The sequence below is a fragment of the Variovorax trehalosi genome (genome assembly GCF_051216415.1).
Taxonomy (GTDB): Bacteria; Pseudomonadota; Gammaproteobacteria; order Burkholderiales; family Burkholderiaceae_C; genus Variovorax.
On record NZ_JBPJZG010000001.1, the window covers coordinates 452,946 to 467,602 of the forward strand.

A 14,657-nucleotide genomic window follows, 5' to 3' on the forward strand; every position below is an offset into this window, starting at 1 on the left:
TGTTGTTGGCGTGCGAATTGTTCGTTTCCCTCCCGGCATTGACTAGACTCGACCTCAGAACAGGAGCTTTGCGCCTTGAGAACAGATGATTTCCTGGAGGTGATGCGCGAACTGGTCGCGTTCGTCCGCGTAGCGGAGGCGGGCAGTTTCTCGGCCGCGGCGCGGCGGCATGGGCAAACACCGTCGGCCGTCAGCCGGCAAGTCGCGCGCCTGGAAAGTGTCATGGGTGTATCGCTGTTGCAGCGCACGACTCGGCAATTGCGCCTAACGGAAGCGGGTATGGCCGTGCTGGAGCGCGGGCGCGAAATGGTGGCTTCGGCGCAAGCCTCCATGAGGGTGGCCGAGGGCCATGTGGGCATACCCAAGGGCCTGATCCGCGTTAGCGCGCCCAAGGCGTTTGCCCGCCATGTATTGCAGCAGCCTTTGCTGTCTTTCCTGCAACGCTATCCCGATGTGGATGTGCACCTGCTGGTGGTTGACCGGCCGGTGGACCCTCTGCGTGAAGGCGTCGACCTCGTGATCCGCCTGACTGACGATCCGCCGCAGGGCATGGTGGCGCGCGCCCTGATGCCAGTGCGTCAACTGGTGCTGGCCAGCCCGGCTTACCTCGCTTCGCACGAGAGCATCCACAGTCCCGAGGACCTCATGGCCCACAGTTGCTTGTCAATCGGTGAGCAGGAGCGCGACAGCCGCTGGCGCTTTGTGCGGGGCGACGACGAGGTCGAACTCGCGGTAGCCGGTCGCTATACCCTCAACCACAGCGAGATGCGCCTGGCGGCGGTCGAGGCTGGCCTGGGCGTGGGCTGCGTGCAGGATTTCGTGGCACGGGATGCCCTGGCGGCCGGACGGGTGGTCCGTTTGCTGTCAGAGTGGGCTTTCGACACCAACTATCAGGGTATGGCATACCTGTTGTTTTTGGCATCTCGCTACACCACTCCAAAGGTGCGCGCTCTGATCGATCACCTGGTAACTGAGTTGCGGCCGCCGTCAGCGAGCCCACTGCCCCCGCCAATTTGAACGGGCAGCGAGTATCGAAGGTGTCGCCGGGGCTGAGTCCGCTGTTGCATTCCCTCTGTACACCCGGCGTATCGGCCTTGCGAACTGCCTCAATCGTGGGATCGGCGCGACGGCATGACCAATGGCAGATGCGTTTTGCTAACGCTTGGCTTACATTCGACGGCCCTCGAAATCGCCCACCCAGTGACCTCCAGCTCTCCCAGCTCCGCCAGCCCTGCCCCACGCCCCAAGCGGGTGCTGGTGATTCATTACTCGCAGTCCGGACAGCTCGACAGCGTTGCCGAGCAGATCGTCGCGCCCTTGCGGGCCGACCCGTCCATCGAGGTGCACGAGGAAACCCTGCGCCCGCTGGTGCCGTTCCCGTTCCCCTGGCCCTTCATCACCTTCTTCGACGCCTTCCCGGAATCGGCGCACCTGAAGCCGCCGCCGCTGGCGCCGCTCTCGCTCACGGGCGACGAGGATTTCGACCTCGTCGTCCTGCCGTACCAAGTGTGGTTCCTGGCGCCTTCGCAGCCGGTCACCGCGTTCCTCAAGCACCCGCTGGCCGGGCGCCTGCTCAAGGGCAAGCCGGTGGTCACGGTCATCGCCTGCCGCAACATGTGGCTGCTGGCCCATGAAAAGCTCAAGGGCATGCTCGACGACTTGGGCGCGCGCCTCATCGACAACGTGGTGCTGACCGATCCCGGCCCGACGCTCGCCACCTTTTTCACCACGCCGGCGTGGCTCATCTGGGGCCGCAAGCGCGGCTTCTGGGGGATGCCCGATGCGGGGCTCAGTGCTACGCAAATTCGTAGCACGGGCCGTTTCGGCCGTGCGCTGCGCGATGCGCTGCACGGCGACCTGGAGCGCGGCACCGGGCCGCTGCTGGCTGGCCTGGGCGCGGTCGAGGCCAATGCGCGCCTTCTCATCAGCGAGAAGGCCGGCACCCGCAGTTTCTTCCTCTGGGGCAAGCTCATCATGGCGGCCGGCGGGCCCGGTGCCTGGCCGCGCAAGCCGTTGCTGCTGCTCTATGTGGTGTTCCTGCTTGCGCTCATTGTCACGGTCGTGCCGGTGAGCCTGACGCTGCAGGCGCTTCTGCGACCTTTGTTCAAGGGGTGGCTGACTAAAATGACAGCCCAATTCGAGTGCCCGTCGGGCTCCGCCACGGACCGCTCCCACCTCTATGACGACTGATGTCTTCCTGACCCGCACCGCCGCCTTCCTGCCCTTTTCCCCGGTCAGCAATGAAGACATCGAAGAAGTGCTCGGCCGCATCGGCGGCAAGGCGTCGCGCGCGCGGCGGCTGATTCTTCGCAGCAACGGCATCCAGTCGCGCCACTACGCCATCGATCGCGCCACCGGCCAACTGGCCATGACCAACGCGCAGCTCACCGCCTCGGCCATCCGCGGGCTGGGCGACGACATCGGCCCGGTCGACTGCCTGGCCACCGGCACTTCGCTGCCCGACCAACTCATGCCCAACCATGCGGTGATGGTGCATGGCGAACTCGGCTGGCCGCGGCTCGAAGTGGTGGCCTGCGCGGGCATCTGCCTCGCGGGCACCGCGGCGCTCAAGCACGCCTGGCTCTCGGTGCGCGCGGGCGATGCGCGTCGCGCGGTGGCCACGGGCTCGGAGCTCGCATCCGCGGTGATGCGCGGCTCCCGTTTCGAGGCCGAGCTCGAGCACAAGCTCGAAGCGCTCGAAGAACGGCCCGAGCTGGCCTTCGAAAAGGACTTCCTGCGCTGGATGCTGTCCGACGGCGCCGGCGCGGTGCTGCTAGAGCGCGAGCCGCGCGGGCCGCTGTCGCTGCGCATCGACTGGATCGACCTGTCGTCGGCCGCGCACGAGCTGCCGGTGTGCATGTATGCCGGCGCCGACAAGAATGCCGAAGGCGGCCTCGACGGCTGGGCCCGCACCGCGCCTGCCGACTGGCACCGCGACTCGACCTTCGCCGTCAAGCAGGACGTGCGCCTGCTCAACGACAACATCGTGCGTGCCACGCTGGCCGAACCGCTCGCCGCCGTCATCGAGAAGCGCGGGCTCAAGGCGGCGGACATCGACTGGTTCCTGCCGCACCTGTCGTCGAACTATTTCGTCGAGCCGGTGAGCCGCTGCCTCGATGCCATGGGCTTTTCGATCCCGCGCGAGCGCTGGTTCAGCAACCTCGCGCGCAAGGGCAATACCGGCTCGGCATCGCCTTACATCATGCTCGACGAGCTGTTCCGTTCCGGACGCATCCAGCCCGGCCAGAAGCTCCTGATGTTCGTGCCCGAAAGCGGCCGCTTCTCCAGCGGTTTCATCCATATGGAAGCGGTGTAGCCATGGACCTCGACGCAGTTCCGCAGGAGGGCAACGCGACCCTCGACGGCCATTCCAAGCTGATGTACGCGCGCGACGCGCAGGGCCGCGTCGTCACCACCACTTCGCGCGGCTGGGAGGCGGAAGAAATCGTCACCAGCCACGCGGTCGACGTGCTGGTCGAGCAGGCGAAAGAAGCGAAGGAGCGGGCAAAGGCCGGCCTTGCTTCGCCGCTCGAATACTGGATGTACGAGCGCCGCATGGACGTGGCGCTGCTCTCGCAGACCAGCGGCTTCTGGCAATGGCGCGTGCGGCGCCATCTGCAGCCCCGGCATTTCTCGTCGCTCTCCCAGGCACAGCTTGCGCGCTATGCCGAGGCGCTGGGCCTTCCGATTTCCACCTTGCAGGGCCTGCCGTGAACTTCCAACACCAACAGGCGGCGCACTGCGAAAGCGGCGTCATCTCCAGCCTGATGCGCCACCACGGCGCGCCGATGACCGAGAGCATGGCGCTGGGCCTGTCGTCGGCACTGTCCTTCGCGTACCTGCCGTTCATCAAGCTGTCGGGCCTGCCGCTCATCTCGTACCGCATGCCGCCCAAAGCCATCATCAAGGGCCTGCTGGCACCGATGGCTGCGCGTTTTCGCTTCGAGACCTTCCGCAGCCCCGAGGCCGGGCAGCAGCGGCTCGACGCGCTCCTGGCCGATGGCCAGCTCGTGGGCCTGCAGACCTCGGTGTACTGGCTGCCGTACTTCCCGCCGAACATGCGCTTTCACTTCAACGCGCACAACCTGCTGGTCTACGGCAAGGACGGCGACGACTACCTGATCAGCGACCCGGTGTTCGAGGAGCCCGTGCGCTGCGCGAGCGCCGACCTCGCGCGCGCGCGCTTCGCCAAGGGCGTGCTCGCGCCCAAGGGGCTCATGTACTACCCGCAGGCCATCGATCGCAAGGCGGTCGACCCCGCGTCGGTGACCAAGGCCATCCGCAAGACGGTGCGCAACATGCTCGCGCCCATTCCCATCGTCGGCGTGCGCGGCATGCGCACACTGGCCAACCGGATGCAGCGGCTGTCGGCCACCGATCCGCGCAGCGTCGATTTCATCGGCCACCTGGTGCGCATGCAGGAAGAAATCGGCACCGGCGGGGCGGGCTTCCGCTTCATCTACGCGGGCTTCCTCCAGGAGGCCGCGCAGCTGCTCGGCAAGCCGCAGCTCACGCAGATGTCGGAGCGGCTCATCGCCATCGGCGACGGCTGGCGCGCCTTCGCGCTCAAGGCGGCGCGCATGGTGAAGGGGCGCGAGCCGGTCGATCCAGCCGCGCTGGCGGGCAAGCTGCGGGAGCAGGCGCAGCAGGAAGAGACGTTCTTTCGCGACCTCAAGGCTGCCGTCGCCTGAACCGATGCTCGAGCTGAAGAACCTCGGACACCGCTACCCGCACGCCACGGCCCCCGCGCTGGCCGATGTCTCGCTCGCCGTGCCACGGGGTTGCGTGCTGGGGCTGCTCGGCCCGAACGGCGCGGGCAAGACCACGCTGATCTCTCATCTGTCGGGTGCGCTCGCGGTGCAGTCGGGCGAGATCCTGATCGATGGACAGCCGCTGCAGCAGGTGCGCGCGAAGACGCCCACGCGCATCGCGGTGGCGCCGCAGGACCAGGCCTTTTATTCGATGCTCACGGTGTCGGAGAACCTCGCATGCTTTGCCGCCGCGAGCCGGCTGTCGGGCGCGCGCAAGAAGGAGCGCATCGATGCCTGCATGCACTTCTCGCAGCTCGAGTCGTTCGCGGGCGTGCGTGCCGACCGGCTCTCGGGCGGCCTCAAGCGCCGGCTGAACCTTGCGATCGCCTTGCTGCCCGAGCCCGAGCTCATGCTGTTCGACGAGCCGACCGTCGGTGTCGATCCGCAGTCGCGCGCGTTCATCCTCGATGCCATCAAGAGCCTCGCACAAGCGGGTGCGGCAGTGATCTACGCCTCGCACTACATGGAAGAGATCGAGGCCATTGCCGACCGCGTCGCCATCCTCGACCACGGTCGCGTACTGCGTGAAGGGTCTCTCGACGATCTGCTCTCCAGGAGTGCGATGCTCCTCACGCTCGCGGCCGACGGGCTCGACGCGGAGATGCTCTCGCGCTTCGGCACGGTGGAGCAGGGGGCGGCGCAGTGGCGCATCCACCTGAACCCCGGCAGCGGCCCCGGCCCGGTGCTGGCGGCACTCGAAGCCTCGGGCATCGAGGTGCGCCACGCCGAGTTCGGCCGCCACGACCTGGAGCAACTCTTCATGGCTCTGACCCACCGCTCGCTGCGAGATTGAACGACAGAACCCGATGCTTCCCGCGCTCATCAAGAAGGAACTGCTCGCCCTCGTGCGCGACATGCACGGGCTGGCCGTGCTGTTCCTGATGCCGATGGTCTTCATCGTGCTGATGTCGCTCACGCTGAAGGACATCTACCGCCCACCGCTCGCCGAACTGAGTTACGCCGTCGACGCGCGCGACACCGCGACGCCCGCCAACTGGCTGCTGCAGATCTGGCAGCGCAGCCACGGCGCGCCGCAGCCGCTCGGTGCGGACTGGCAGGAGCGCCTGCGCAACGGGTCGCTCAAGTACGTGATCGTGCTGGAGCCGGGCCTCTCGGAAGAACTGGAATCGGCCGCGCTCTCGACCAGGGCGCACATCCGGCTGCTGACCGAACCGGGCGTCGACGCCAATCTCTTCAATGCGCTGCGCGCGGAACTCATCGGCGCATCGGGCGAGTTGAAGGCGCGCCTCGCGCTGGCCGTGCCCGGCACCGCCAGCCCGGCGCCCGACGCCTCCATCCAGGCGATGGTGCAGGCCGAGCGTTTCTCCACCGCCGGCCCGCGGCCCACCTCGGTGCAGCAGAACGTGCCGGCCTGGCTGGTCTTCGGCATGTTCTTCGTGGTGGCCTCGCTCTCCAGCCTGTTCGTGCAGGAGCGCGGCTCGGGCGCGCTCGGCCGGCTGCAGAGCCTGGGTGTCTCGCGCACGATGCTGCTGGCCTCCAAGGCCTTGCCGTACCTCGGCGTGAACGCGCTGCAGGCGCTGTTGATGCTTGCAGCCGGCATCTGGTTCATGCCGCTGATCGGCGGCGATGCGCTCTCGCTCGCGGGCATCCACTGGGCCGCCTTGCTGCTGTCGCTCGCGGCCGTGAGCCTTGCCGCTGTGAGCCTGTCGCTCGCGCTGGCATGCCTCGTGCGAACTCACGCGCAAGCGGCTACGCTCGGACCGATGGTCAACGTGCTGATGGCGGCTGCGGGCGGCATCATGGTGCCCAAGTTCGTCATGCCGGGCTTCATGCAGCGGCTGGTCGAGGTCTCGCCGATGAACTGGGGCCTCGAGGCGCTGCTGACCGTGCTGTTGCGCGGCGGCGGCGTGGCCGATGCATTGCCGCAGGTCGGTCGGCTGGTCGCGTTTGCGGCCGCCATGTTCCTTCTCGCAGTCTTTCTGTTTCGCAGGCGCACATCGTGAGTACCCCGTGAGTAGCGTGACCCCTGAATTCATCGCCAGCCTCAAGACGATGGTGCTCGAAGCCGTCGAGAGAGATGCGCCCCCCGGCGGCCTCGGCGACGACGAGCCGCTGTTCGGCCCCGAGGCGCGGCTGGACCTCGACTCGCTCGATGCATTGCAGGTGTCGATGACGATCCAGCAGCGCTTTGGCGTGCGCATGCCCGACAGCAAGGAGACGCGCCGCGCGCTGACTTCCATTGCTCATCTTGCGGAACACCTTGCGCAGGTCGGAAAAGCATGAGCGGCGGCGTCTACCTGGCTTCTACCGGTCTTGCCTGCGTTCTCGGCAACGACATGCCCGGCGCGCTCGACGCATTGCGGCGCGGCGGTGTGCCACCGACGCCGGTGAGCATCGCCCGGGGAAACGGCTGGCCGGTCTACAAGCTGCCGTCGCAGGAGGGCAACTGGCTCGAGCGCGTGCGGCGCACCGTGCGCAACGTGGTCGCGCAGACTGGCGAGTGGGGCGCTCGCACCGCGCCGCTCTTCGTCGCGTCGTCCTCGCTCGACATCGGCTACATGGAATACGAGAAGCCGGACTTGCGGCTCGGCGGCGACCTGCAGGACTTCGCCAGCATCGTCTCCGAGGCGCTCGACTGGCGGGGCCCGGTCTTCACCATTTCCACGGCCTGCACCTCGGCGCTCAACGCCGTGCTGGCCGCTGCCGACCTGATCCGGGGCGGCGGCGTCGACGAGGCGCTGGTGCTCGGTGCCGAGCTGGACAACCGTTTCACCGCAGCCGGCTTCCGCGCGATGCAGCTGCTGGCACCGGGCAACGCCCAGCCCTTCGGCGCGGAGCGCAGGGGGCTGGTGCTGGGCGAGGCCGTGGCGGCGCTGCGCCTGGGTGCGCGGCCGACGCGTTGGCGCATCACGGGCGGCGCGAACGTGGTCGACGGGCGCAATCCGTCGGGCACCGAGGCCAGCGCCGTGCGCGCCATGTGCCAGGCGGCGCTCGCGCAGAGCGGGCTGCGGCCCGAGGACATCGACCTCATCAAGGTGCAGGCCGCAGGAAGTCCCGTCAACGACGCCATCGAGGTGGAGGCGCTCAAGCAGGTGTTCGACCGGCTGCCGCCACTGGTGTCGCTCAAGTCGTCGCTCGGCCACACGCTCGGCGCGGCGGGTGCCGCCGAACTGGCCCTCTTGGTCGGCTGCATCGAAGGCGGCGCCTGGCCATCGACCGACTATCCGCTGGACGACACGCTGGGCATCACGCTGAGCGCCGAACCGCCCGTGAAGCTGCGCAACATCCTGCTCAATGTGGTCGGCTTCGGCGGCGGGCATGCCTCGCTGCTGCTGAGGGATTGCCACGCATGAGCGCTTTGCCCAGAGATATCGCGATGAATGCCGGGATCGATACGGCCTGGCGCACTGTCGCCCATTTCGTTGTCCATCCGCCGCCCGCGGACTGGCGCGACGAACTGGCGCGCCGCCTCGGCCGTCGGCCGCGCCGCGTCGGCCTGTGGACCGAACTGGCGATGTACGGCGCGCGCCGCTGCCTCGATGCGGCGGATGAAGCCGCGCTGCCGCAGGGAGCACGCTTGCGCGTGTCCAGCAGGCGCGGCGCATGGGGTGCCACCTACACAGGCCTGGAGCAACTCGATGCCGGGCTGCCGATGCCGTTCACCTTCATGCAGAGCCAACCGGCGCTGATGCTCGCCGAGGTCGGCCGCAGCCTCGAATGGCAGGGCGACGCGAGCTTCATGCTGTGCCGCGATCCCGAGCGCCTGCTGCAGCTGGCGAAGCTCGGCGCTCCCCGCGACGGCCTGCTGTTCGGCATCGTCGAGGAGGAGCGCAACGAAGAGCTGCCGCGCACCGAGTGGTGGCGGCTGGTGCCGGCCTGAGAAGGTGCACACCTTCTGAGCGCTACTCGCGCGGCAGGTCAGCGGTGGAGCCTCACTCCCACCATGCTTCCATCTGGATACCGAAGGTTGTGGCGTTCCTGCGGCCATTGGCCCCGAAGCTGGTGGCGTTGGCATCGCCGGCTGCCTTGTTCCAGCTCGCACGCGTGGCGTAGATACGGAACTCCGGCCGGGTCCAGAAATCGGTGTTCGGCGAGAACGCCACCGCGATCGTGCCCTTGTTCAGCGTCTGGCGAGGCTGGTCGTCGGTGCTGCGGCGTGTGGTGGAGAGCTCCGCGAGGAGCTTGGTGTACTTGGCGATGCCGTAGGAGACGCGTCCGCCCAGCGAGAAGTCCTTGGTCTCGGGACCATCGTCCGGACGCGTGGTCTGGTAGCCGATCAAGCCCTGGCCGCCGAAGCGCCCGAACTGGAAGTCCACCGAATCGAGAATGCGCCGCTGCTTGGCGCCCGCCTGCGGCGTGATCACCGTGCGCTCCACCAGCGGCGCGAACAGCAGCGTGTTCTCCAGCCCGAAGCCCGGCGGCAGCAACAGCCCCGTGGTCGTGGTGCTGTTGTCCATGTTGTAGAACTTGCCGCTGAGCGAGGCGTGGCCGCTCGACGCCTGCACGATGAAGGTGTTGTTCAGGCCCGGCAACAGGTCTTTCTGGATGTGCATGAGCCCCAACGCCCCGCCGTCGCGGCCCTTGGCGAAGTCGCCCGAGATCAATCCGCCCGTCACCGTGAGCTTGCCGCCCGGGTTGGTGGGAATGTCGCGCCACTGCACATTGATGCGCTTGGCGTTGTTGGGGTTGCCGCTCTTGTTGTCCACCGAGTCGGCCGTGTGCAGGGCCACGTTCAGGCGCCCATAGCCCCAGAGAGGAATGTCGTCGATGCCCGCGCCGTAGTTGTCGCCGTCCTCCACCACCCACTTGTCCACGATGTGCACGTCCTGGACGCGGTGGTAGCGCTGGCCGGCCCAGAGGGTGGCGGCGTTGCCGAAGATGCCGGTCAGGGAGAAGTAGGCCTGTGCGGTGCCGCTCTTGCCGTTGTAGATGGTGGGCATGTAGAACACGCCCCACTTGATGCCGTCGCCCATGTCGAAGCGCTTGCCGATGCCGAATTCCAGGTAGTTGTCGCCCTCGTTGCCCAGGCGGTACTTCTGCAGGTCGCCGCCCAGGGAGTAGCCGCCCTTGAGCCTGCCCTTGCCGGCGCTGAAGAAGCCGCCGCGGCCGTAGCCCCAGAACTCCAGGCCGGTGGCGTCGTTGATCTTCTTGACGAGCTCCTTGGTGGGGTCCTTGGCTTCGGCCTGCGGGGGCTCGTCGGTTTGCTGGGCGTGGGTATGGGCGCAGAGGCCGGCCAGCAGAAGGACGGCGGTGGCGAGTTGGGTCAATCGGGTGTTCACAGGGGATGTCTCCTTGGTTGGGATTGGTTGTGGGAGGCGGTCTTCGAAAGCGCCGGGCAACAGAAGGCCCTCACCGGCCGTTGGCGGCAGTGACAGATGCAGGTGAAAAAGAGGGGAAGGGGGCTACCGCTTCATCGGGCGATGCGATCGGTGTTCGTCAAAGGTCCATGGATCGACTCCTTCTTCTGGCGTGCGGTGAGCGGGAGGGGGACAAAAAAAGGGCGTGCGTGTGCTCCGCGGAAGGCCGGGGCCTTTCGCGTGAATGGTTTCGGTGAAAGCGGGTCTACGCGGCTCGGCGGTGAAGCACGAGAGGCGCTATGAGCGGCGGTGCGCGCGTCGCATCGCGACGGGTGGGCGAACAGGTCGTCGGCATGCTGTATCTCCTCAGTTCTGGCTGCTTCTCATCGGCAGTGTCTTGGGGTGTTCGTGTGCGCAGCGGGTGCGTTTTCCGAGGTGGCTTGTGCGTGACGGCCGCAGTGTAGGGGCGCGGTTTCGCCATGCGGCGTGTGATTTCCCGCACGCAACACAGCGTTGGCAACGCAACAAACTGGCGGCCGGGCCGATGGCTCGGCGATGCCCCGTTCCGGGGATCAACCTGCGGCGATGGAATGCTGCAGATTGGTGCGCGCGCGGGCCTCGAGCAGCGCGTGCATCCGGGGCGTGGCGTAGATGGCGCCGCGGTCCAGAAAGCGCTGCAGGATCGCGCGCCGGCGCGGCAGGCGCACTTCGTCGGGCACGAAGGCGTATTCGGCGTGGACCTGGCGCTCGTACTCGGCAAAGCGCGCCGGTTCGGCACCGAGGATGGAGAGGTCGATATCGATCAGCAGCTCGGCGTCGCGGCCCTCGGGCACCGCGTCATGGCGCGTGGCCATCACGAGCGCATGAATACGTTCGGCTGCTTCTTCGCTCGCGCCCGCGGCCCGCATGGCCTCGCGCGCCCAGTCGGCGCTGCGCGCTTCGTTGTCGTGCGCATGCACGTCGTAGATGGCGTCGTGGAACCAGAGTGCGAGCGCCACTTCGCCCGGGCGTTCGGCCAGCGACTTCTCGCGCTCGAACCAGGCGAGGCATTCGCCCAGGTGCTGCATCGTGTGGTAGTGGCGTTGCGGCTCGGCGTAGCGGCGTTGCAGTTCCAGGCACAGCGCCTCGTCGGGCGCCGCGATGCCCAAGTCGCGCCAGGCCTCGGACCAGTTCGCCAACAGCGCCTCGGGCGTCATGGCGCTATTGCTCCATGGCGGCCTTGACCTCCTGGCCGAGGTCGAGCACCGACATCGCGTAGTAGCTGCTCCAGTTGTAGCGCGTGATCACGTAGAAGTTGCGCGTGCCGGCCACGTAGGTCGGCGGTGCGTCGGCGCCGTTCTGAAGTTCGACGAGCGCGAGCAGGCCCTTGTGACGGGTGCCTTCGCCTTCGGGCACCGCACCGGCGGCCACGAAGCTGTCGGCGCTGAAGGTCGGGAGGATGTCGGGTGCGAGCAGCAGCGACTTCTTCAGCCGCGCTTCCTCGAAGTGCACCGGGTAGATGGCGGGCATGCCGGGCGTCCAGCCGAACCCCTTGAAGTAGCTTGCGACCGAACCGATCACGTCGGCAGGGTTGTTGACGAGGTCGATGCGGCTGTCGCCATCGAAATCGACTGCGTACTTGGCAATGCTGCTGGGCATGAACTGCGGCATGCCCATGGCGCCTGCATAGCTGCCGAGGGGAACGAGCGGGTCTTCGGCGGTGCGGCTCTCGGTGCTCAGGAAGCTCTCGAGCTCGCCGCGAAAGAAGGCTTCGCGTTCGGCCGCGCGCGGATGGCCCTGCGGGAAGTCGAACGACAGCGTGGCCAGTGCATCGATCACCCGGAAGCTGCCCATGTTGCGGCCGTAGATGGTTTCCACGCCGATGATGCCGACGACGATTTCGGGCGGCACGCCGTACACCTGCTCGGCACGCGCCAGCGTGTCTGCATTGGCGCGCCAGAAGCGCACGCCGGCCGCGATGCGCACCGGGTCGATGAAGCGGCTGCGGTAGACCTGCCAGTTCTTCACCGTGCCCACCGGGCCCGGCAGCATCAGCCGCGGCACGTTGGGCAGGAAGCGAGCGCTGCCGATGGTGGCGCGCACCCAATCGCGGTCGAGGCCGCGGCGTGCGGCCACGTCGTCGGCGAATTGCATCGCGTCGTCGCGCGTGGCGTAGGGGATGCTGCCGCGAACCGGGCTCGTCGCAGCGTTGCGGCCGCTGGTGGATTTCTGGGCCGAAGCCCCCGTGGACCAGGCGCAGCAGGCTGCGAGAAGAACGATGGCGGTGGCGGCGCGAGAGGGCTTGGGGAGAAGAAATCGCATCGGCCGATTGTGCCGCCCGCCTGCGCGTGGCTGCCGGCGGGACACATGTGGTTTCAGCCGCGCGGATTTGCGACAGGCCAGACAAGGCGCCGGAACTCCGCGCGCAGGGCTGCGAGCGTTTCGGGTGCCGCCTCTGCATAGCGCTGGGCCTCGAGCTTGAGCAGCCAGTCGCGCACCGGTTGCGCGGCGGTGCCGAAACGCGCGTCGGCCTGGGCGGCCATCTGGCGCGGCGGGGCGGTCTCGGGCACCGCGAGGCCGGCTTTCGCAAGGCGCGCTCGGGCCTGGCCGAGGAGGCGCAGCCAGGGGTCGTGCCGGCTGCGCTCCCACAGTGTCCAGCCCGCGCCGGCGAGGCTCGCGGCGATGACCAGGTAGAGGAGCACGTAGGCGAGGTCTTCGAGGCTCGGCGCGTCGAAGCCGAGGTTCTTCAACAGGTTCAGCTGGCGGCTCTGGGTGTAGTTGAGCACCCACTGGTTCCACCCGTTGTTCACCGCTTCCCAGGCGGCGCGCAGGTTCTGTACCAGCGTCGGGCTCATCGCGCCGATGGCGCCGGCGAAGAGGCCCGGCTGCGGCATGAGCCGCTGCAACTGCCCGATGCGGCCGGGAGCGACCGAGGCCGTCGGGTCCACGCGCACCCAGCCTGCGCCTTCTTGCCAGACTTCGGTCCAGGCGTGCGCATCGCGCTGGCGCACGATCCAGTAGTTGTCGATGCTGTTGAGTTCGCCGCCCTGGTAGCCGGTCACGATGCGCGAGGGAATGCCGAGGTTGCGCATCAGCACCACGAAGGCCGAGGCGATGTGTTCGCAGAAGCCCTCCTTGCGGTCGAACCAGAATTCGTCGGCCGTGTCGTTGCCATAGACGCCGGGCTCCAGCGTGTAGGTGTAGCCGCCGGTGCGAAGCCGTTGCAGCGCGGCCTGCACGAGGGCGGGCGTGGCGGCGCCGGCCAGCGCCGGATCGTTGCGCATTTCTGCCGCGAGCGCGGCGGTGCGCGGGTTCGTGCCGGGTGGCAGAGCCAGGTAGGCCTGCAACTGCCCGCCGACGCGGCGAACCGGACCGCTCTGGAATCGCGGGTAGCTTTCCGCGCGGTAGCGCAGCAGGTCGGTGACGGGGCGGTTCGAGAGCCACTGCAGGTCGGGCGTGCCCATGACCTCGAGGCCGGGGGCTTCGGGCGCTTTTTGCGCCGCATCGAGCGTCAGCAGCCAGGGGCGGTTGTTGGGTTCGAGCGTGACTTCGTAGCGCACGGGCTCGCCGGTCACGCGCAGGTTGGAAGCCCCTTGTCCGCCGCGTGCCCATGTTGGCAGCGCTGTCCACTCGCGGCCATCGAACTGGCCGAGCACCGGGCCGCGAAAGTAGAGTTGGCTCTGCGGCGGTGCGCGGTTGTCGTCGAACTTGATGCGGGCGGCAATGCTGTCGTCCAGCGCCAGCTCGGCGATGGCGCCGACGCGCATCGTGTTCGAGAGCCCCGAGCGCCCGGCCATCGCATCGCTCGGCGTGCCCCACAACGGCGCGAAGCGCGGGAACAGAAGGAACAGCGCGAGCATGATCGGCGCCCCGGCCAATGCCATCCAGCCTGCCGTGCGCGCGGCCTGCATCAGCGACGGCTTGCCCACGGGCATGTGCGCGTTGACCAGCGCCGTGAGCAGGCCCAGCAGGGCGAGCAGCATCGTGAAGGCCGTCAGCAGCGATTGCGAATAGAAGAAGTTCGTGAGCATCGCGAAGAAGCCCAGGAAGAAGACGACGAAGGCGTCTCTTCGGGCACGCAGCTCGAGGGTCTTGAGGGCCAGCAGGATGACGATGAGCGTGACGCCTGCGTCGCGGCCGAGGAGGGTGCGGTGGGTGGCGTAGGTGCCTGCCAACGCCAGTGCGAGCAGGGCGATGCGCCACCAGCGGCTGGGGAGGGGGCGGGCTTCTATGGCCAGCGAGCCGCGCCAGAGCAATACCAGCGCCGTCAGGGCTGTGCACCACCAGGGGAGGTTCTCGACCTGTGGCAGCACTATCAGGGCGATGACTGTCAGCAGGAAGAGGGTGTCTCGGGCGTCTCTTGGGAGAGCGGAGAGCTTCTGGATGAGCTTGTTCATGGGGCGGGCCCCTTGCGGGGGGCGGAGGCCGGGTCTCGCCCCGGCGGGCGACTCACTTTCTTTTGCTTCGCCAAAAGAAAGTAAGCAAAGAAAAGGCGAACCCGCTGTCTGCGACCCCTGCGCTGCGCTACGGGGCAACCTGCGGTGCTCGTGTTTTGCGGGGTCCCGCAGAACTCGCTTCGCTCAAACAGCTGCGAGCCCTGATCCGCAAA

General features: G+C 67.8%; 14 protein-coding genes. 10 read left to right on the top strand and 4 right to left on the bottom strand.

From position 1 onward, the window contains the following. Positions 1–75: 75 nt before the first annotated feature. From ACSFA7_RS02175 to ACSFA7_RS02220, 10 genes are all read left to right on the top strand, one after another. Positions 76–1,017 carry a LysR family transcriptional regulator gene (locus tag ACSFA7_RS02175; protein WP_435497858.1) on the top strand — a complete coding sequence of 314 codons (942 nt, stop codon included), beginning with the start codon at positions 76–78 and terminating at the stop codon, positions 1,015–1,017. A 183-nt stretch (positions 1,018–1,200) separates the two neighbouring features. Continuing rightward, positions 1,201–2,190, top strand: a complete 990-nt coding sequence (locus tag ACSFA7_RS02180; protein ID WP_475542246.1) for a dialkylrecorsinol condensing enzyme — start codon at positions 1,201–1,203, stop codon at positions 2,188–2,190. Then, positions 2,180–3,316 carry a beta-ketoacyl-ACP synthase III gene (locus ACSFA7_RS02185; protein ID WP_435497860.1) on the top strand — a complete coding sequence of 379 codons (1,137 nt, stop codon included), beginning with the start codon at positions 2,180–2,182 and terminating at the stop codon, positions 3,314–3,316. Before ACSFA7_RS02180 ends, ACSFA7_RS02185 begins: the two co-directional genes overlap by 11 nt. Before the next feature lie 2 nt (positions 3,317–3,318). Further along, positions 3,319–3,714: a DarG family dialkylresorcinol biosynthesis protein gene (locus tag ACSFA7_RS02190; protein WP_206178386.1), complete on the top strand. Its 396-nt coding sequence runs from the start codon at positions 3,319–3,321 to the stop codon at positions 3,712–3,714. Beyond that, positions 3,711–4,691: a BtrH-related acyltransferase DarH gene (darH, locus tag ACSFA7_RS02195; protein WP_435497861.1), complete on the top strand. Its 981-nt coding sequence runs from the start codon at positions 3,711–3,713 to the stop codon at positions 4,689–4,691. The genes ACSFA7_RS02190 and darH overlap by 4 nt, the downstream gene beginning before the upstream one ends. A 4-nt stretch (positions 4,692–4,695) precedes the next feature. Next, complete coding sequence (locus ACSFA7_RS02200) at positions 4,696–5,604, top strand: ABC transporter ATP-binding protein (RefSeq protein WP_435497862.1); 909 nt, start codon at positions 4,696–4,698, stop codon at positions 5,602–5,604. Between the two features lie 13 nt (positions 5,605–5,617). Continuing rightward, the gene (locus ACSFA7_RS02205) at positions 5,618–6,775 is read left to right on the top strand and encodes an ABC transporter permease (RefSeq protein ID WP_435497863.1); all 1,158 of its coding nucleotides are present in this window, start codon (positions 5,618–5,620) and stop codon (positions 6,773–6,775) included. Positions 6,776–6,824: 49 nt separating this feature from the next. Then, entirely contained in the window at positions 6,825–7,055 is a 231-nt protein-coding gene (locus ACSFA7_RS02210; protein ID WP_435498876.1) for an acyl carrier protein, read from the top strand. After that, the gene (locus ACSFA7_RS02215; RefSeq protein ID WP_435497864.1) at positions 7,052–8,125 is read left to right on the top strand and encodes a beta-ketoacyl synthase N-terminal-like domain-containing protein; all 1,074 of its coding nucleotides are present in this window, start codon (positions 7,052–7,054) and stop codon (positions 8,123–8,125) included. Before ACSFA7_RS02210 ends, ACSFA7_RS02215 begins: the two co-directional genes overlap by 4 nt. Beyond that, positions 8,122–8,652, top strand: a complete 531-nt coding sequence (locus ACSFA7_RS02220; RefSeq protein ID WP_435497865.1) for a hypothetical protein — start codon at positions 8,122–8,124, stop codon at positions 8,650–8,652. The genes ACSFA7_RS02215 and ACSFA7_RS02220 overlap by 4 nt, the downstream gene beginning before the upstream one ends. Before the next feature lie 52 nt (positions 8,653–8,704). On the opposite strand, the gene ACSFA7_RS02225 is transcribed toward ACSFA7_RS02220, so the two are convergent. The 4 genes from ACSFA7_RS02225 to ACSFA7_RS02240 all read right to left on the bottom strand — a co-directional run bounded on the left by ACSFA7_RS02225 (position 8,705) and on the right by ACSFA7_RS02240 (position 14,445). After that, complete coding sequence (locus ACSFA7_RS02225) at positions 8,705–10,051, bottom strand: carbohydrate porin (RefSeq protein ID WP_435497866.1); 1,347 nt, start codon at positions 10,049–10,051, stop codon at positions 8,705–8,707. A gap of 590 nt (positions 10,052–10,641) precedes the next feature. Beyond that, on the bottom strand, positions 10,642–11,265 hold the full coding sequence (locus tag ACSFA7_RS02230; RefSeq protein ID WP_435497867.1) for an HD domain-containing protein: 624 nt from the start codon (positions 11,263–11,265) through the stop codon (positions 10,642–10,644). Positions 11,266–11,269: 4 nt separating this feature from the next. After that, on the bottom strand, positions 11,270–12,370 hold the full coding sequence (gene mltB, locus ACSFA7_RS02235) for a lytic murein transglycosylase B (RefSeq protein WP_435497868.1): 1,101 nt from the start codon (positions 12,368–12,370) through the stop codon (positions 11,270–11,272). Positions 12,371–12,423: 53 nt separating this feature from the next. After that, positions 12,424–14,445, bottom strand: a complete 2,022-nt coding sequence (locus ACSFA7_RS02240; RefSeq protein ID WP_435497869.1) for a transglutaminase TgpA family protein — start codon at positions 14,443–14,445, stop codon at positions 12,424–12,426. Between the last annotated feature and the right edge of the window lie 212 nt (positions 14,446–14,657).